The organism is Pantoea sp. CTOTU46764 (assembly GCF_031974595.1).
GTDB classification, from domain to species: domain Bacteria; phylum Pseudomonadota; class Gammaproteobacteria; order Enterobacterales; family Enterobacteriaceae; genus Pantoea; species Pantoea trifolii.
Window position 1 is genome coordinate 1 of record NZ_DALYOQ010000064.1, and the last position, 18,929, is coordinate 18,929.

At 55.9% G+C, this 18,929-nt stretch carries 17 protein-coding genes; 8 read left to right on the forward strand and 9 right to left on the reverse strand.

Translation table 11 applies throughout. The features are described 5' to 3' along the window. Positions 1 to 213 precede the first annotated feature (213 nt). On the reverse strand, positions 214 to 426 hold the full coding sequence (locus tag RTM06_RS17765; protein WP_312183974.1) for a hypothetical protein: 213 nt from the start codon (positions 424 to 426) through the stop codon (positions 214 to 216). Here RTM06_RS17765 and mdtD point away from each other — a divergent pair. Beyond that, positions 365 to 1,768 (forward strand): multidrug transporter subunit MdtD, encoded by a 1,404-nt coding sequence (gene mdtD, locus RTM06_RS17770; RefSeq protein WP_293797457.1) that lies wholly within the window; start codon positions 365 to 367, stop codon positions 1,766 to 1,768. The genes RTM06_RS17765 and mdtD overlap by 62 nt on opposite strands. Here mdtD and rbsR read toward each other — a convergent pair. From rbsR to RTM06_RS17805, 7 genes are all read right to left on the reverse strand, one after another. Next, on the reverse strand, positions 1,765 to 2,757 hold the full coding sequence (gene rbsR, locus RTM06_RS17775; RefSeq protein ID WP_409455813.1) for a ribose operon transcriptional repressor RbsR: 993 nt from the start codon (positions 2,755 to 2,757) through the stop codon (positions 1,765 to 1,767). The two genes, mdtD and rbsR, sit on opposite strands and share 4 nt — an antisense overlap. Positions 2,758 to 2,761: 4 nt before the next feature. Continuing rightward, positions 2,762 to 3,691 carry a ribokinase gene (gene rbsK / locus RTM06_RS17780; RefSeq protein ID WP_312183951.1) on the reverse strand — a complete coding sequence of 310 codons (930 nt, stop codon included), beginning with the start codon at positions 3,689 to 3,691 and terminating at the stop codon, positions 2,762 to 2,764. 64 nt (positions 3,692 to 3,755) lie between these two features. After that, a complete protein-coding gene (gene rbsB, locus RTM06_RS17785) occupies positions 3,756 to 4,631 on the reverse strand; it encodes a ribose ABC transporter substrate-binding protein RbsB (protein WP_008106759.1) in 876 nt (291 codons plus the stop codon). Between the two features lie 26 nt (positions 4,632 to 4,657). Continuing rightward, positions 4,658 to 5,629 (reverse strand): ribose ABC transporter permease, encoded by a 972-nt coding sequence (gene rbsC, locus RTM06_RS17790; RefSeq protein ID WP_008106756.1) that lies wholly within the window; start codon positions 5,627 to 5,629, stop codon positions 4,658 to 4,660. Beyond that, complete coding sequence (gene rbsA / locus RTM06_RS17795) at positions 5,626 to 7,134, reverse strand: ribose ABC transporter ATP-binding protein RbsA (RefSeq protein WP_312183954.1); 1,509 nt, start codon at positions 7,132 to 7,134, stop codon at positions 5,626 to 5,628. The genes rbsC and rbsA overlap by 4 nt, the downstream gene beginning before the upstream one ends. A gap of 7 nt (positions 7,135 to 7,141) precedes the next feature. Continuing rightward, positions 7,142 to 7,561, reverse strand: a complete 420-nt coding sequence (gene rbsD, locus RTM06_RS17800) for a D-ribose pyranase (protein ID WP_008106751.1) — start codon at positions 7,559 to 7,561, stop codon at positions 7,142 to 7,144. A 172-nt stretch (positions 7,562 to 7,733) separates the two neighbouring features. After that, positions 7,734 to 8,129, reverse strand: coding sequence for a YgiW/YdeI family stress tolerance OB fold protein (locus RTM06_RS17805; RefSeq protein WP_008106749.1), 396 nt, complete (start codon positions 8,127 to 8,129; stop codon positions 7,734 to 7,736). A 180-nt stretch (positions 8,130 to 8,309) separates the two neighbouring features. Between RTM06_RS17805 and qseB the strand changes: the two genes are divergently transcribed. Together qseB and qseC are read left to right on the forward strand one after the other, a co-directional pair. Continuing rightward, positions 8,310 to 8,972: a quorum sensing response regulator transcription factor QseB gene (gene qseB / locus RTM06_RS17810; RefSeq protein ID WP_312183957.1), complete on the forward strand. Its 663-nt coding sequence runs from the start codon at positions 8,310 to 8,312 to the stop codon at positions 8,970 to 8,972. Continuing rightward, the gene (gene qseC, locus RTM06_RS17815) at positions 8,969 to 10,300 is read left to right on the forward strand and encodes a quorum sensing histidine kinase QseC (protein ID WP_312183959.1); all 1,332 of its coding nucleotides are present in this window, start codon (positions 8,969 to 8,971) and stop codon (positions 10,298 to 10,300) included. Before qseB ends, qseC begins: the two co-directional genes overlap by 4 nt. Before the next feature lie 11 nt (positions 10,301 to 10,311). On the opposite strand, the gene kup is transcribed toward qseC, so the two are convergent. Continuing rightward, the gene (kup, locus tag RTM06_RS17820) at positions 10,312 to 12,180 is read right to left on the reverse strand and encodes a low affinity potassium transporter Kup (RefSeq protein WP_256697882.1); all 1,869 of its coding nucleotides are present in this window, start codon (positions 12,178 to 12,180) and stop codon (positions 10,312 to 10,314) included. Between the two features lie 297 nt (positions 12,181 to 12,477). On the opposite strand from kup, the gene ravA reads away from it, so the two are divergent. From ravA to mioC, 5 genes are all read left to right on the forward strand, one after another. Next, positions 12,478 to 13,974 carry an ATPase RavA gene (gene ravA, locus RTM06_RS17825; RefSeq protein WP_312183961.1) on the forward strand — a complete coding sequence of 499 codons (1,497 nt, stop codon included), beginning with the start codon at positions 12,478 to 12,480 and terminating at the stop codon, positions 13,972 to 13,974. Beyond that, positions 13,971 to 15,431, forward strand: coding sequence for an ATPase RavA stimulator ViaA (gene viaA / locus RTM06_RS17830; protein WP_312183963.1), 1,461 nt, complete (start codon positions 13,971 to 13,973; stop codon positions 15,429 to 15,431). The genes ravA and viaA overlap by 4 nt, the downstream gene beginning before the upstream one ends. A gap of 46 nt (positions 15,432 to 15,477) precedes the next feature. Beyond that, positions 15,478 to 17,625 (forward strand): 5-histidylcysteine sulfoxide synthase, encoded by a 2,148-nt coding sequence (gene ovoA, locus RTM06_RS17835; protein ID WP_312183972.1) that lies wholly within the window; start codon positions 15,478 to 15,480, stop codon positions 17,623 to 17,625. A gap of 106 nt (positions 17,626 to 17,731) precedes the next feature. Next, entirely contained in the window at positions 17,732 to 18,193 is a 462-nt protein-coding gene (gene asnC / locus RTM06_RS17840) for a transcriptional regulator AsnC (protein ID WP_008106733.1), read from the forward strand. Between the two features lie 154 nt (positions 18,194 to 18,347). Then, positions 18,348 to 18,788 (forward strand): FMN-binding protein MioC, encoded by a 441-nt coding sequence (gene mioC / locus RTM06_RS17845; protein ID WP_064738315.1) that lies wholly within the window; start codon positions 18,348 to 18,350, stop codon positions 18,786 to 18,788. The last annotated feature ends 141 nt before the right edge of the window (positions 18,789 to 18,929 follow it).

Here is an 18,929-nt window from a genome sequence, read left to right on the forward strand (position 1 = left end):
GTCGCGAGGTGGCGTATACTACGCTACTCTCCTTCGGAGTCAAACACTTTTTTCATCGTTTTCATCCGGCGGGATGAATTTCTTCACTCCCTGCCGAGGCGTCTGCGTTGCCACTTTGCCGTCTCAGTGGTGGCGCATTATAGGGAGTTATTCGGAGGTGACAAGGATTAATTGCAAAAAAATGACTGAGCGCCTCTTTTTTAAACGAACGCGTTAAAAACAGACATTTCCCGGCGAAGAATCAGTCAAAATCGCCGCTTCATCGGCACAAATCAGCGCCATCACCTTAAACACCAATGCTATCCTCTTTAACCAAACGTTATTTCTTTGTCGCAGGCTGACAATTATTCGAGAAGGACTTTCAATGATTCGCTCCGCGCGCAGTATGGCCGGCTTGCCCTGGATCGCCGCCATGGCGTTTTTCATGCAAGCACTTGACGCCACCATCCTGAACACTGCGCTTCCTGCTATCGCCACCAGCCTTGAACGTTCTCCTTTAGCCATGCAATCCGCCATCATCAGTTACACGCTAACGGTGGCAATGCTGATCCCGGTGAGTGGCTGGTTGGCCGATCGCTTCGGCACACGTAAAATCTTCATTCTTGCCGTATCACTATTTACGCTGGGTTCGCTGGCCTGTGCCTTATCCGGGTCATTGAGCATGTTGGTGGTCTCGCGCGTGGTGCAGGGGATTGGCGGAGCGATGATGATGCCCGTCGCGCGCCTGGCGCTGTTACGCGCTTATCCGCGCAGTGAACTGCTGCCGGTGTTGAACTTCGTTACCATGCCGGGTTTGGTGGGGCCGATTCTGGGCCCAATGCTCGGCGGGTTGTTAGTGACCTACGCCAGCTGGCACTGGATATTCCTCATCAACATTCCCATCGGTATCGCCGGCATCTTCTATGCGCGCAAATATATGCCGGACTTCACGACACCAAAACGCCGCTTCGACTTTTTAGGCTTCCTGCTGTTTGGTTTGGGTTTGGTGTTGATCTCGGTCGGCATCGAACTGTTTGGCGAACGCGTGGTGTTGCCGTGGCAAGCGGTGTTGGTGCTGTTGAGCGGCATTGCATTACTTCTTCTCTATATAGTGCACGCACGTCGTCATCCGGCACCGCTGATTAATCTGCCAATGTTTAAAACCCGCACCTTCTCGGTCGGCATCCTTGGCAACATCGCTTCGCGTCTGGGAACCGGCTGCATTCCATTCCTGATGCCGCTGATGTTGCAAGTGGGCTTTGGTTATCCCGCGCTGATTGCCGGTTGCATGATGGGACCGACAGCGATTGGCGCGCTGCTGGCGAAATCCACTGTGACGCAAGTGCTGCGCCGCTTCGGTTATCGCCATACGCTGGTGGGTATCACCATCATCATTGGCATATTGATCGCCACCTTCTCACTGCAATCGCCGGGTGGCAGCGTGGTGATGTTGCTGGCGGCACTGTTGATTCTGGGGATGGCGATGTCAACGCAGTTCACCGCGATGAACACCATCACGCTGGCGGATTTAAATGATGAGAACGCCAGCGGCGGGAACAGTGTGCTGGCGGTAACGCAGCAGCTGTCGATCAGCTTTGGTGTGGCGGTGAGCGCCGCAGTGCTGCGTTTCTATCAGGATGTCGAGGCGACAACCGTCGCGCAATTCCACGCCACCTTCCTGACGATGGGCGTCGTCACGGTGTTGTCTGCCTTTACCTTTATGATGTTACGTCCGGGCGACGGCCGTAATCTAATCGCCAACCGCGAGAAAAAGAAGAAATCGGCTTAGACCGAACCGCGTTCCACCAGCTCCGGCGTCAGCACCAGCGTTTGCTGACTGGCGTCGGGATCGCTCATACGATGAATCAAGGTATCAATCGCCAGTTCGCCTAACTCATCTTTCGGCTGATGGATAGTGCTAAGCGGCGGCGTCAGGTAACGCGCCAGCTCGATGTTGTCATAGCCCATCACCGCAATATCCTGCGGCACGCGCAATCCAGCCTGGAACAAGGCGTGATAGACGCCAACCGCCATCGCATCGTTGCTGGTAAATATCGCTTCTGGCAGCGTATCCAGCGTCAGCAGTTGATTCATGGCGTTGAAGCCGCCCTGAAACTCGAAATCACCATCAACCACAAAACCCGGTAGAACCGATAATCCGCTGTTGGCCATCGCTTTATGGAAACCTTCAAGACGCAACCTCGCGGGGGTTTTATCCTGCGGGCCGGCAATGCAGGCAATGCGCGTATAACCGCGATCGATCAGATGCTGAGTTGCCAGCTCACCGCCGAGCAGCGCGTTATCCTGAATAATGTCGCCGCGCCCTTCAAAAGGTGCCCAGTCCATCATCACCATCGGCACCGACGGATAACGATTGAGGATCTCCGCTGAAGGCAGATGAGTTTCGGTGCACATCATTAACAAACCATCGACGCGCTTTTGCATCAGCGTCTCAAGGCTGCGATTCATGCGTTCTTCATCGCCTTCGGTATTACACAGAATCAAGCTGTAGCCGCGTTCGTAGCAGCTGTTTTCCACGCCACGCACCACTTCGGAATAGAACGGGTTACTGCTGGCGGTCAGCAGCATGCCGATGGTGCGGGTTTGTTTGATCTTCAGGCTGCGCGCCAGCGCGGACGGCGCATAGTTAAGCTCGCGAATCGCCTGATCCACCTTTTCACGCACCTGCTCGCTGACAAAGCGATTGTTATTAATGACGTGTGAAACGGTGGAGGTCGAGACGCCCGCCAGGCGGGCGACATCTTTCATGGTAGCCAAGCGCTTAGCCCTGTTGCTGCAGGAAAGCGTCGATCTCAGTGCGCCACGGCACTGAGGGCTGCGCGCCCGGACGCGTCACCGCAATCGCAGCGGCGGCATGGGCGAAACGTACGGCATCGTGCATTGGCATACCTTCCAGACGTGCGGTAATAAAAGCCCCGTTGAAGGTATCACCCGCCGCAATAGTATCGATGGCCTGCACGCTGAAGCCCGGAATGCGCACGCCGTTGCCTTGCTCACTCAGCCACACACCGCGACGGCCTAAAGTGATTAACACGGTATCGATACCTTTGGCATGCAATGCCGCAGCAGCACGCGCGGCATCTTCATCGCTCTTCACCGCAATGCCGGTGAGAATTTCAGCTTCGGTTTCATTTGGCGTGATGATGTCGATAAGCGCGAGCAGCTCATCTGAGAGCGCGGTGGCCGGTGCGGGATTCAGGATCACTTGCGTCTGCTGCGCGCGGGCAATCTTCGCGGCGGCCAGAACGCTTTCCAGCGGAGATTCCAGCTGCATCAGCAACGCATCGGCATCGGCAATCACTTGCTGATGCTGCGCAACGCGTGCCGGCGTCAGCGCCGCATTGGCACCGGAATAGATGCCGATATTATTTTCGCCTTCGCCATTCACGAAGATCATCGCAATACCGGTCGATTCATCAGCGACGGTTTCAACCGGTGTGGTATCAATGCGGTCTTGCTGCAACTGCTGACGAATACGCTCGCCGATATCATCAGCGCCTACGCAGGCAATAAAGGCAATGTCTGCACCGGCACGACCGGCAGCCACCGCCTGATTGGCCCCTTTGCCGCCAAAGGCAATTTGGTACTGTTTCCCGATCACCGTTTCGCCAGGACGTGGAAAGTGGGCGAGGTTAAGGATGTGATCGGCATTGATGCTGCCGAGAACGGCCAGTTTTGCGCTTGTGGTCATTGGGATTCATCCAGAAAGATGCGCCACCAGGACGGTGGCGCGTTGCCCTGCTTTTCTTTACTTATTATTTGGTCACCAGCTTCAGGTCAACCGGATTAACCGCCTGCACCTTCTCGCCTTTCAATACTTTATCGGCCGTCTGCACGCCAATCACACCAATCTTGTCTGGCATCTGCGCCACAGTGGCGGTCAGTTTACCTGATTCGACAGCTTTCACACCGTCAGCGGTGCCGTCAAAGCCCACCACCAGCACGTCGGTTTTACCGGCGGTTTGCAGAGCACGCAGCGCGCCCAGCGCCATTTCGTCGTTCTGAGCGAAGACGGCCTGCACATCCGGATGTCCCTGCAGCAGGTTCTGCATCACGTTCAGACCTTTAGTACGGTCGAAGTCAGCAGGCTGGCTCGCCAGGATGTTGAATTTGTGCGCATCGGCTGCCTGTTTGAAGCCTTCGCCACGCTCGCGCGCCGCAGACGTACCGGCAATACCTTGCAGCTCAATAATCTTCGCGCCATCACCCAGTTTTTTGGCGATGAAGTCACCGGCCATTTTGCCGCCGAAACGGTTGTCAGACGCCACGTGGCTCACTACGGTGCCCTGTGCTGCTACGCGGTCCAGCGTGATCACCGGAATGTTCGCCTGGTTCGCCATCTTCACGGCGTTACCCACCGCATCAGAATCGGTTGGGTTGATCAGCAAAAGCTTGGTGCCACGCACCGTCAGATCCTGCACGTTCGCCAGCTCTTTCGCCGGGTTGTTCTGCGAATCCAGCACCACGAGATTATAACCCAGTTGGTCAGCTTCTTTCTGTGCGCCATCTTTCAGAGACACAAAGAACGGATTATTCAGGGTTGAAACCACCAGAGCAATGGTGTCCTTTGCCATCGCGCCAGCACTGAGGGTGGCGCCAAGAATGACGGCCAATGCAGTTAACTTTTTCATTTTTAAATCCTGTGTGAAGGTCAGAGTTATTTACTGCTTTTGTTATCCACCAGCACCGCTAGCAGAATGACGACGGCTTTAACAATCATTTGGTAGTAAGACGATACGCCCATCAGATTCAGGCCGTTGTTCAGGAAACCGAGGATCAATGCACCAATCAGCGTGCCCATGATGCGGCCTTTACCGCCCGCCAGGCTGGTACCGCCCAGCACCACCGCCGCGATCGCATCCAGTTCATAACCGGTGCCCGCGGTAGGTTGAGCGGAAGAGAGACGCGCCACTTCGATGGTGCCCGCCAATGCCGCCAGCAGGCCGCACAGCGAATAAACGATGATTTTGACGCGATTAACGTTGATACCCGACAAACGCGTCGCCGCTTCGTTGCCACCTAACGCATAGATGTAACGACCAAGGCGCGTGTGATGCAGCATGTACCACGCCAGACCAAATACCGCGACCATCAGCCACACCGGCGTAGGGATGCCCAGCGGACGACCGATACCGAACCAGCCAAACAGATCGGCGTTATCGTTGAAACCGGTATTGATCGGGCTGCCGTTGGTGTAAACCATGGTGACGCCGCGCAGCAGCAGCATCATCACCAGCGTGGCAATGAAAGCCTGCACCTTGCCGCGCGCCACAATCACGCCGGTAATACCGCCAATCGCCGCCCCCAACGCCAGCGAAGCCGCAACGGCCACCAGCGCATTCACCTCTAATCCGACGATCGATGCCGCCACCGCGCCGGTCAGCGCCAGCAGCGATCCCACCGACAGATCAATGCCCGAAGTCAGAATCACCAGCGTCATGCCAACCGCCATAATGGCGTTGACCGACGTCTGCTGCAGAATGTTGAACATGTTGGCCAGCGTAAAGAAGTTCGGGCTCTGGCTGGCAACCACGGCGATCAGCACAATCAATGCAATCAGTGATTTTTGCTCCAGCAGCCAGGCTTTGCTGAACCAACGACGGCTGGCGGGTAAGGTTTGGGTGCTCATACAACTAACTCCTCGCTGTGTTGCTTACCGACTGCCGCCGCCATCAGGGATTCCTGGGTAGCTTGCTCACGGGAAAATTCGCCACTCAGATGGCCTTCATGCATCACTACGATGCGGTCGCTCATGCCCAGCACTTCCGGCATTTCCGACGACACCAAAATGATGCTCAGCCCTTCGGCTTTAAACTGATTAATTAACTGATAAATTTCTTTCTTTGCCCCGACATCGACGCCGCGCGTTGGCTCATCAAGAATCAACACATCAGGGCGCGTCATCAGGCCGCGCGCAATCGCCACTTTTTGCTGATTGCCGCCGGACAGCAGGCCAATTGGCTGCTCCATTGATGGGGTTTTGACGTTGAACAGGCGGATAAAATCGCCCACCGCCAACTGCTCATCGCTGTGACGCAGGTTGCCTGCGCCGGTGCTGAAATAGCGCAGCGCGGTTAGCGACATGTTCTCTTTCACCGACATGCCCAATACCAAACCATCGCGCTTACGATCTTCGGAGATATAAACGATGCCGTTCGCCAATCCTTCTTGCGGGGAGCGAGTGGTGATTTCGCGGCCATTCAGCGTGACTTTACCTTTGCTGCGCGGCAGCGCGCCGTACAGCACTTTCATCAGTTCGGTACGTCCCGCGCCCATCAAGCCCGACACGCCAAGGATTTCCCCTTTGCGCAGCGTAAAGCTGACGTCATCAACGCCCGGACCGCTGAGGTTTTCAACTTTTAAGCGGATCTCACCCGGCTGCTGATCGATACGTGGATATTGATCTTTCAGTTTGCGGCCGACCATCATCTCGATCAGGCTCTCTTCGCTGAGATCGCACACCGCGCGCTCGGCAATAAACTGCCCATCACGGAACACGGTGACGTCATCGCAAATCTCGAAGATCTCTTTCATGCGGTGCGAGATATAGACGATGCCGCAGCCCTGCGCTTTCAGTTCGTTGATGACGCGGAACAGCGACAGCGTTTCGGTATCGGTCAGCGCATCGGTGGGTTCATCCATAATGATGACTTTCGACTCGAAGCTGAGCACTTTAGCGATCTCGACCATCTGCTGATCGCCAATCGACAAATCGCCCACCAGCTTGTGGCTGTTGAAGCGCAGATTGAGGCGCTTTAATAGCGCATCCGCCTCGGCATACATCTTTTTCCATTCGATACGGCCAAAGCGGTTAACAAATTCGCGGCCAAGGAAGATATTCTCGGCGACGGCCAGTTGCGGAATCAGGTTAAGTTCCTGATGGATAATACCAATGCCCGCTTCCTGCGACGCTTTCGGGCCAGAGAACGCCACATCCTGACCGAGCCACTGCAGGGAACCGGCATCCATGCTGTAAATGCCGGTCAGCACTTTCATCATGGTAGATTTGCCGGCACCGTTTTCACCCACCAGCGCCATCACGCGTCCCGGATAAACAGCGAGCGATGCGCCATTCAGCGCCTTCACGCCGGGAAACGACTTTTCAATCCCTTTGAGTTGCAATAACGGTTGCATAGCGGCCTCAGAAGGTCACGCCGGCGCTCAGGATGACATTCGCATACGGAGAACACTCTCCGCTGCGAATGACCGCCTGACTACGCTGCGTTTGTTGTTTGAATTGTTCATGGCTGGTGTAACGAATGGTGATGACATTCCCCTGGTGCTGTTGCAAGGCTTCGAGCACGGCGAGCAGTGCGCTATGGAGCTGCGGATTGTGCTGCTTAATCTCCTCCGCCATCAGGGCGCTTTCGACTTGCATCTCCTGCGTGACTACCTCAACCACCTGTAAAAATTCGGGCGTACCCGGCGTTAACGCCAGATCGATGCGCTGTGGACCAGCCGGAATCGGCAAGCCTGCATCGGCAATCGTCAGCGTATCGGTGTGCCCCAGGCGAGCAATCACATGAGAGACTTCAGCGTTTAACAAGCGACCTTTTTTCATTTCTTCCACTCCACAGCGAAACGTTTCGCTGATCGGGAGTGTATAAAATGCGCACGGCAACTCAATGGCGGCATCACGGAAATGTGATCGCCATCGAAACGTTTCGCTTGTACCAGAGAGAATTTGAGTTTGGTGGGATATTGGAGCCGCTGCTGCGGCCCCGATGCAGGGATTAAGGCAGTTTACGTACCTGTTTCACGTCCAGTTCGATGGAGTTGAAATCTTTATCCAGTTCGCCGGTCAGTTCTACCTGATCCTTCGGCGTGATGGTCAAACCGTTCCAGCGTTTATGATCGATCTCGACCTTCATGGTGCCGGTGGCATCACGGAACTGATAATCCTCATCACCGATTTGCTTCTCAAGCGTACCGCGCACGGTGATCCAGCTATCGTCCTTCATCTCTTCGGCCTGTTTCACCGTGACAACGCTGGTGTTATCGGCTTTAAAGCCACCAGACTTCACCTGCGCGGATGGCGCATTCGGATCAACAAAGCCACCTTGCTGAGCGGCAAGAACCGGCGTGGCGGCCAGGGCGATGATAGCTAACAGGGCTGCAGACTTTTTCATAGGTCACCTCTTTTCCATGAATGTGTTGGTTTACGGAAGCTATTTCACCATAAGGTTCTTAACAGGATCTTAAGAGAATCCGTCGGGCTAACATTCATGAAAAATAGTCTATTTGCCGGGATTTTCGCTGTACAAGAGCGATTGTGCTTCGTATAACTCCGCTTAACAGAAGGAGAGTAGATGCGCATTTTACTGATAGAAGATGACACGCTGATTGGCGACGGTTTGAAAGTCGGGTTAACCAAACTCGGATTCAGCGTGGATTGGTTTGTCTCCGGCGAAGACGGATTTCAGGCGTTGGCGGCCGCGCCCTGGGACGCGGTGGTGCTTGATCTGTCGCTGCCGGAACGCGATGGTCTGGATATCCTGCGTCAGTGGCGCCAGCAAGGACAGGATGTGCCGGTGCTGATCCTCACCGCGCGCGATGCGCTCGATCAGCGCGTTCAGGGATTGCAGCTCGGTGCCGACGATTACCTGTGCAAGCCGTTTGCGCTGACAGAAGTGGCGGCACGCTTGCAGGCGCTGATCCGTCGCCGTCACGGCCAACTGCAGCCAGAACTCAAACACGGCAAAGTGGTGATGGCGCCCGGCAGCCATAGCGTGCTGTGCGATGGCGAAGCCGTCAGCCTGAAGAGCCGCGAACTGGCGCTGCTGGAACTGTTTCTGCGCAATCCCGGCCGTGTACTAACGCGCAGTCAGCTGGAAGAAAAGCTCTACAGCTGGGATGAAGATGTCTCCAGCAATGCGGTGGAGGTGCACATTCATCATCTGCGCAAGAAACTCGGCAGCCAGTTTATTCGCACCGTACACGGCGTCGGTTATACGCTGGGAGCGGCAGAATGAGTTTGTTTCTGCGCCTCGCCATCGGCTTTGTGCTGCTGATTATGCTGTGCGGCGGCCTGGCCAGCCTCAGCGCCTGGCACCAAACCCGCGATACGGTAGACGAGCTTTTTGATACTCAGCAAATGCTGTTCGCCAAACGCCTGATTAAGCTCGATCCCACCTCGCTGCAGGACGAAAAACTGCCTAAAACCAAGTCGATCCTGCGTCATCATCGTGGCGATCAGGATGACGATGCGCTGGCGTTTGCCATTTTCAGCGCCGACGGCCAGCCGCTGCTCAATGACGGCGAAAATGGGCGTGATTTAGAGTTTGATTACCAACGTGATGGCTTTACCGATGGCCGCCTGCGCGGCGATAAAGAGAGCTGGCGCTTAGTGTGGCTCACCTCTGCGGATAAGCGTTATCGCGTGGTGGTTGGGCAAGAGTGGGAATACCGCGAAGATATGACGCGCGATCTGGCGCTCAGTAGCCTGCTGCCGTGGTTGATCGCCATGCCTTTTATGCTGCTGTTGCTGCTGGCGCTGGTGTGGTTTGAGCTGCGCCCGTTGAAGCGCCTCACGCTTTCGCTGCATCAACGAGCGCCGGATGATGCTACGCCATTGCCGGACACGCGCTTGCCCAAAGAGGTGAAGCCGCTGGTGGTGGCGCTCAACGGCTTGTTCAGTCGCATGGCGCATCTGGTACAGCGCGAGCGTCGCTTTACCTCCGATGCCGCCCATGAACTGCGCAGCCCGCTGGCGGCGCTGCGCGTGCAGAGCGAAGTGATTCAGCTGGCCGATGATGATGAAGCGATGCGTAAACGGGCGATTCAGCAGCTGGATAGCGGCATTGTGCGCGCCACGCGTTTGGTGGATCAGCTCTTAACGCTGTCACGCGTGGAAGCAGACGATCTGCGCAGCGAGTTTCAACCGGTGGCGCTGGCACCGCTGCTGCAAAACCTGCTGGCGGAGCACTTCCCGCAGGCAGAACAACAAAACATCGCTTTGCAGTTCACCAGCCATGCCGAACCGGTGATGAACGGTCATCCGCTGTTGCTGGGGTTGATGGTGCGCAATCTGCTGGATAACGCGCTGCGCTATTCGCCGTCGGGCAGCACTATTGATGTGCAGCTCAATGCCCGCGCCATTACCGTTGATGATAACGGGCCAGGCGTCAGCGATGAGCAGTTGATAAGGTTGGGTGAACGCTTCTGGCGACCGCCGGGACAGGCGCAAACCGGCAGCGGATTAGGGCTTTCTATCGTGAAGAATATTGCCCAGCTGCACGGCGTTCGCTTGCAGTTCAGTCAGCGCGCCAGCGGAGGATTGCGCGTCACCTTGAGTTGGTGACGCGCGCAGCGTTAAATCTCGACCTGGGTTCCCAGCTCGATCACGCGGTTCGGTGGGATTTCAAACTGATCCGGCGCGCGCAGCGCATTGCGTTGCAGCGCGAGGAACAGCTTGCCGCGCAGGCGCAGATACCACGGACGATCGCCGATAATCAGCGATTCATGCGACATAAAGAAGGAGGTTTCCATCATGCGGCAGTTCAGCCCTTCAAGGCCGCAGCGGTGGAAAATCTCCTCAACGTTTGGCGTTTCGCGCCAGCCGTAACTCGCTACCACGCGCCAGAAGGTCGGCGACAGCTGTTCGATGGTCACACGACGCACATTGTGCACATAAGGCGCATCTTCCGTACGCAGCGTCAGCAGCACCACACGCTCATGCAACACTTTGTTGTGCTTGAGGTTATGCAGCATGGCAAACGGAATCACGTTCAGCGCCCGCGACATATACACTGCGGTGCCCGGCACGCGTACCGGCGGCGATTTCTCCAGCGACGCGATCATCGCTTCGAGGGAATTGCCGTGCTCATGCATACGACGCAGCAGGCGGAAACGCTCGCTTTTCCAGGTGGTCATGATGATGAACATCATCAGCGCCAGCGTCAGCGGCAGCCAACCGCCGGAGAACACCTTGATCAGGTTGGCGGAGAACAGCGACACGTCGATGATTAACATGGCAACCAGAATCAACACCACCAGATAGCGGTTCCAGTGCCAGTTTTGAATTGCCACGGTTGAACAGAGAATGGCGGTCAGCACCATGGTGCCGGTTACCGCAATGCCGTAAGCCGCCGCCAGATTGCTGGAATGCTCGAAGCCGACAATCACAATCACCACCGAGAAATAGAGCAGCCAGTTAATCACTGGAATGTAGATCTGCCCGGACTCCTCTTCGGAGGTGTGCACAATGCGCATTGGCGGCAAATAGCCGAGACGCACCGCCTGACGCGTTAATGAGAACACGCCGGAAATCACCGCCTGCGACGCAATCACCGTGGCTAAGGTCGCCAGAATCAACATTGGGATCAGCATCCAATCCGGCGCGAGCAGGAAGAACGGGTTTTTGATCGCTTCAGGATGTTTGAGCAGCAGCGCGCCCTGACCAAAGTAGTTGAGCACCAGTGAAGGCAGCACCACGATGAACCAGGCGAGACGAATCGGGAATTTACCGAAGTGGCCCATATCGGCATACAACGCTTCTACGCCGGTAATCGCCAGTACCACCGCGCCCAGCGCGAAGAAGGAGACAGTTTTATATTGGATGAAGAAGTGCACCGCCCAATACGGGTTCATCGCATGCAGGACGTCAGGATTGTCGATAATGCTGCGCGCGCCCAGAACCGCCAGCACCAAAAACCACAGCAACATCACCGGCGCGAACAGCTTGCCGACAATGCCGGTGCCGTGTTTTTGGATAACAAACAGCAAAGTCAGCACTGCAATCGCCAACGGCACGATGTAGGCATCAAGACTTGGCGCGGCAATTTCCAGACCTTCAATCGCCGATAGTACCGAAACCGCCGGCGTTATCACCACTTCTCCGTAGAAGAAGCTGCCGCCAATCAGTCCCATGATCACCAGAATTGCCGTGGCTCTGGCACCGGTATGGCGTCCGGCCAGCGACATCAGCGTTAAAATCCCGCCTTCACCGGCGTTATCCGCACGCATCACGTAGCTGATGTACTTCAGCGACACCACCAGAATCAGCAGCCAGAAGATCAGCGACAGGAAGCCAAATACCGCTTCGCGCTCTACGCCAAATCCAAACTGACCAGAGAGACATTCACGCAATGTATAGAGCGGGCTGGTACCGATATCGCCATACACCACGCCAATTGCCGCCAGCGTGACGGCCCCAAGGGACTGTTTCTTATCCGAGCTCATAAGTTGTCTTTTGTTGGAGCCGGAGGCACTTGCCTTCCGCTCAAGCCATCAAAAAGCGCACAGTATGCACATATTCCCAAAAAAACCTACTCTTACAAAGTGCCACCATCGCGATGGTGACGCGGTTTTTCGCCGAAAAAAGCGCCAAAAAACCGTTGGTAGCGGCGAGTTTTCTCGCATCAACCTTCTGAAACAAAAAAGCTGACGGCTATCAACGCAATCGCGCATGATAATCAGTAGAGTATTGCGCTCGCCAGAATATGACGGCACCAGGATCAAAAGGATAATGATGTGATTATGGCTCAACCCCATCTTTTGGCAGAAAGAATTTCTCGCCTGAGCAACGCTCTGGAAAAAGGGCTGTATGAACGCCATCATGCGATCCGCCTCTGTTTGCTGGCAGCCTTAAGTGGCGAAAGCGTGTTTCTGCTCGGGCCGCCAGGCATCGCCAAGAGTCTGATTGCCCGCCGTTTAAAATACGCCTTCCAGCACGCCCGCGCTTTTGAATACCTGATGACCCGTTTTTCCACCCCGGAAGAGGTGTTTGGTCCGCTATCGATTCAAGCCCTGAAAGATGAAGGGCGTTATCAGCGTCTGACCAAAGGTTATCTGCCGGATGCTGAAATTGTCTTCCTCGACGAAATCTGGAAAGCCGGCCCGGCGATTCTGAATACCTTGCTGACCGCTATCAACGAACGCCGCTTCCGCAATGGCGACAGCGAAGAAAAAATCCCGATGCGCTTGCTGGTTACCGCTTCCAACGAACTGCCGGAAGCCGATAGCGGACTGGAAGCGCTGTATGACCGCATGTTGATTCGCTTGTGGCTGGATAACGTGCATGAGAAGCAGAACTTCCGCAGCATGCTCACCCACCAGCAGGATGAAAACGACAATCCGGTGGCGGAATCGCTGCGCATCAGCGATGAAGAGTATGAACAGTGGCAGAAAGGCATCAGCCAGGTCAGTTTGCCGGATCACGTGTTTGAACTGATCTATCAGCTACGTCAGCAGTTAGAAACGCTGCCAGACGCGCCATACATTTCCGATCGTCGCTGGAAGAAAGCCATTCACCTGTTGCAAGCCAGCGCCTTTTACAGCGGTCGCGTGACCATCGCGCCCATCGACTTAGTGCTGCTGAAAGATTGCCTGTGGCATGACGTGGCATCGATGAAACTGCTGGATCGCGAAATCGATACGCTGATGTCGCAACACGCGTGGCAGCAACAGGCGCTGCTACACAAGCTGCAGCAGATCAAAAGCCGCCGGCTGGCGCTGCAACAGCAGCAAAGCGTGGCGCAAGCGCTGACGCTGGAGAAACACAGCGGCATGTTCAGCCGCAAACCGCACTACGAATTACCCGCCGCCATCACCGATGATCAACTGACGCTGATGCTGCAACAGCCGTTAATGCTGCACGACATGCAGGTGACGCACATTCTGATTGGCCGCGAAGCGCTGGATCAGTGGCTGCTCAAGGGCGGTGAAATTCGCGGCAAGCTGAACGGCATCGGCTTTGGTCAAACGCTGGATATGCTGGTGGATACCCATAATTGTCTGACGCTGCGCGATGTTAGCCTGCAATCCACGCGTCTGACACTGCCGGGCGCCAGCAGCAGCAGCGAGATGCCGCAGGAGATCGCCGATGAATACGAAGCGCTGGAAACCCAGTTGCGCGCACAGCGCACGCTGTTCAGCCAGCATCAGCGCTGCCTGTTCATTAGCGATGACTGGCTGGCACGCATTGAAACCAGCCTGCAGGATGTCGCGGAACAGCTGAAACAGGCGAGAAAATGATCTCACTGGAGACGCTGAGTGCGCTGCTGTCGATTGGCGAAACCGAGTTAATCGAAGAGCTGATTATCGCGCTGCTCGCCTCGCCGCAGCTGGCGCTGTTCTTTGAGAAGTTTCCCCGCCTGAAGCAAGCCATGATGCGCGATCTGCCGCGCTGGCGATCGGAGATCGCCGAGCAGATCAAAGTCACGCCGGTGCCAGAAGCGCTGGCGCATGAGTTTCAGCTGTTTCAACAGATGCAGCTGCTCAGCACACAACATTTCACCCAGCAGTTACCCAACATCATGACGCAGCTGAAAAGCCTGCCGTCGCCCTTCATCGAAGAAGCCAGCAAACTGCTGCTGAATGCCGAAAGCGATCAGCTCAGCAACGCGCAACACACGCTGTTCCTGCAGCGCTGGCGTCTTAGCCTGACGCTGCAAACGCTAACGCTGAATGAAACCATTCTCGAAGAGCAGCGTAAACGCTTGATGGCTGAGCTGCAGCAGCGCATGGCGATCAGCGGTCAGCTGGCGCCAATCCTTACCGATGATGATGAAGCCGCCGCCGGGCGCCTGTGGGATCTGAGTAAAGCGCCGCTGCAGCACGGCGATTACGAACTGATCGTGCAGTACGGCGATTTCCTCGCCCAGCAGCCGGAGCTGATGAAGCTGGCGCAGCAGCTGGGTCGCAGCCGCGAAGCCAAATCGGTGCCATCGCAGGATGCACCGCTGGAGGAGTTTCACCAGTTGGTGCGCGAACCGGATAATGTGCCGGAAGAGGTCAGCGGCATTCATCAAAGCGATGATGTGCTGCGTCTGTTACCGCCTGAATTGGCGGCATTGAGCATCAGCGAGTTAGAGCTGGAGTTTTACCGGCGCTTAGTTGAAAAACGCCTGCTGACTTATCGTCTGCAGGGCGATGCGTGGCATGAAAAAGTCATCATGAGTCCGGTCAGCCACCAGCAGCATGAAGAGCAACCGCGCGGCCCGTTTATCGTCTGCGTTGATACGTCCGGTTCGATGGGCGGTTTCAACGAACGCTGCGCCAAAGCCTTTTGCCTGGCGCTGCTGAAAGTGGCGCTGGCGGATAAGCGCCGCTGCTACATCATGCTGTTCGCTCATGAAGTGATCGGCTATGAACTCACCGCCGACAATGGCATTGAGCAGGCAATCCGTTTCCTCAGCCAGCGTTTTCGCGGCGGCACCGATCTCGCTGCCTGCCTTGCGGCGGTGGTGAAACGCATGGAAGGCAGCGCCTGGCAGGAAGCGGATGCGGTGATCGTCTCTGACTTTATTGCCCAACGTTTGCCGGACGACATCGTCAGCACCATTAAACAGCGTCAGCGCCAACATCAACAGCGTTTCCATGCGGTGGCGATGTCCCTGCATGGCAAACCCGGCATCCTGCGCATCTTCGATCACATCTGGCGCTTCGATACCGGCCTGAAAAGCCGTCTGCTGCGCCGCTGGCAGCGCTAATTCATCTGACGGAAATGCTAATTTGCTATAGTGATAAGTTCGAGCACTGAGCAAACTGGAGCATCTTGTGACGACCGCCCAACTTCCCGCACCGACCCGCACGCTAAAACTTTCCGGCCATAACTCCGAACAAAAACGGGCCGAGCTGCTGGCATACTTCACCCAAACCTGGGAACTGTATGAAAGCTTGTTTGATTGCCTGGCGGACGAGCGCGCCTGGTTTAACAAAGCCATTTCGCTGCGCCATCCGCTGATCTTCTATTTTGGCCACACCGCGACCTTCTACATTAATAAGCTGATGGCGGGCCGCTATCTCGATCAACGCGTTGACGATCGCATCGAAGCGATGATGGCGATCGGCGTCGATGAGATGAGTTGGGACGATCTCAACGACAGCCATTACGACTGGCCGAGCATCGCAGAGGTGCGCGACTATCGTGGCAAAGTGAAAAGCCTGGTGAGTGAGTTTATTCGCACTATGCCGCTGGAACTGCCAATCGGCTGGGACAGCCCGGCGTGGGTAGTGTTGATGGGCATTGAGCACGAGCGTATTCATCTGGAAACCTCCAGCGTGCTGATGCGCCAGTTGCCGATTGAATGGGTCAAGCCGCAGCCGCACTGGCCGGTTTGTCCGCAGGCGCGTCACGATCGTCAATCGGTACCGGAAAATGCCCTGATCGCGATGCCCGGCGGCCGCGTGCAGCAGGGCAAAACCGACGACACCTATGGCTGGGATAACGAATACGGCAGTCAGCAAACCGAACTCAAGCCGTTTAAGGCCAGTAAGATGCTGGTCAGCAATGCCGAGTTTTATCGCTTCATTGCGGCGGACGGTTATAACAATCGCCGCTGGTGGGATGACGAAGGTTGGGGCTGGCGTGAATTCTCCGGCGCACAGATGCCGACATTCTGGGTCGGTGACGAAAAGCTGCCCGATCAGCTAAAACTGCGCGTGCTGGCCGAAGAAGTGGCGATGCCGTGGGATTGGCCAGCGGAAGTGAATCAACTGGAAGCCGCCGCTTTCTGCCGCTGGCTGGCCGAAGAGACCGGTAAATCTATTCAGCTTCCCTGCGAGGCCGAATGGGCGCTGCTGCGTGAGCAGGTTGGCGGCGATCAGCCTGATTGGACTGAAGCACCGGGCAATATCAATCTGGCGTATTGGGCTTCCTCCAGCCCCGTCGACCGTTTCGCGCAGGGTGAGTTTTACGACATCGTCGGCAACGTTTGGCAGTGGACCACGACGCCAACCAACGGTTTCGAAGGCTTTAAGGTGCATCCGCTGTACGACGACTTCTCGACGCCGACCTTTGATGGCAAACATGCGCTAATCAAAGGTGGCAGCTGGATTTCTACCGGCAACGAAGCGCTGAAATCTGCGCGCTACGCTTTCCGTCGTCACTTCTTCCAGCACGCCGGTTTCCGCTATGTGGTTTCTTCCCATGAAGAGAGCATGGCCCTCAATCCCTATGAAACTGACAGCATGGTGTCGCAGTATCTCGATTTCCAGTACGGGCCGAGCTACTACAACGTGCCTAACTACTCGGCGGCACTGGTGGAAAAACTGCTGCCGCACTGCACTGCGCGCGGTCAGGCGCTGGACATCGGCTGCGCTACCGGGCGTGCCAGCTTTGAACTGGCACGACACTTCGACGCGGTAACCGGCATGGATTACTCGGCGCGTTTTATTGATGTCGCGCTGCAGCTGACCTCCGGTGAGGATTTCCGCTATGTTGTGCCCGAAGAAGGGGATCTGGTGGAGTATCGTCAGGTGCGGCTGAAAGAGTTTGGTCTCGAAGCAGAGCAAGCGCAGCGTATTCAGTTTGTGCAGGGTGATGCCTGTAACCTGAAGCCGCAGCCGGATCGTTACGATCTGGTGCTGGCCTCTAACCTGATTGATCGTCTGCGTCAGCCGAAGCGCTTCCTGCAGGATATTATCCCGATGATCCGTTCCGGCGGTTTGCTGGTGCTGTCATCGCCGTATACCTGGCTGGAAGATTTCACACCAAAAGAGAACTGGCTGGGCGGTGTGCGCGAAAATGGCGAAGCACTGACGACCTATCAGGCGCTGCAGCGTCTGTTGCGTGATGCTTTCGACGAAGTGGCACCGCCGCAGGATGTGCCCTTTGTGATCCGCGAAACGGCGCGCAAATTCCAGCACACGCAGGCGCAAGTGACCTTCTGGCGTAAGCGCTAAAAAGCAGGCAGACAACGGCAAGGCTGTTGTCTGCACCTTGCCTGCACCGCTAATTTGCTGCACATTCTCCTCTATTCATAGAAGAAGAACTCAACGAGGATGGATAATGGCGGAACACCTTCAGCTGGATAACCTGGATCGCGGCATTCTGAATGCGCTGTTACAGAATGCGCGCACCGCCTATGCCGAGCTCGCCAAACAGTTCAACGTCAGCCCCGGCACTATTCATGTGCGGGTGGAGAAGATGCGTCAGGCGGGCATTATTTTAGGCACGCGCGTGGAGATCGATCCGCGTCAGCTCGGCTTCGATGTGTGCTGCTTTATCGGCATTATCCTCAAAAGCGCGCGCGATTATCCGGCGGCGCTGAGCAAACTCGACGCGCTGGATGAAGTGGTGGAAGCCTGGTACACCACCGGCCATTACAGCATCTTTATCAAAGTGATGTGCCGATCGATCGATGCCTTGCAACAGGTATTGATCAACAAGATCCAGACCATCGACGAAATCCAATCCACCGAAACCCTGATCTCACTGCAAAACCCGATCATGCGCACCATTAAGCCGTGATCCCTCTCTAAGCTGTGCACAAACTTATCCCCGGCAGATCGCGCGTATGGCGCGACTTGTCGCCTGATGCTTTCATCTATTAACCCTGTTTTCCACAGGTGGATCACGGCTTGATCACAGCGTACAATGCTCGCCTTTAGTGCGGGAGAGCATCATGGCCGATATTACGTTAATCAGTGGAAGTACCCTTGGCAGCGCCGAATATGTTGCTGAACATCTGGAAGAAAAACTGCAGGAAGCGGGCTTCTCAACCGAGGTGCTGCATGGCCCAGAGCTGGATGAGCTGCAACCGGAAGGCATCTGGCTGATTGTGACCTCCACGCACGGTGCCGGTGAACTGCCTGATAATTTGCTTCCTTTATATGAAGCACTGCAAGAGACAAAACCGGACCTCTCGGGCTTACGTTATGGCGCAGTCGGCATCGGTAATCATGAATACGACCTTTTCTGCGGCGCGATCAAGCTGCTGGAAGAGCAATTGAACCAGCTGGGCGCCAAACGCATTGGCGATCGACTGGAGATCGACGTGCTGGAGCATGAGATCCCGGAAGACGCGGCTGAAGTGTGGGTCGCCACATGGAAAACGCAGATTTAAAACGATCGTCAGTGGCTGGGGATCGGGAAATTACAATGATCCCCAGTTGATTGCGCTGTTTTTTTACTTTAAACACGCGATAGACTGTGGATAACATAGCCTGATTCATGCGTATAACCAGTAGTTATCCAAAGAACAACG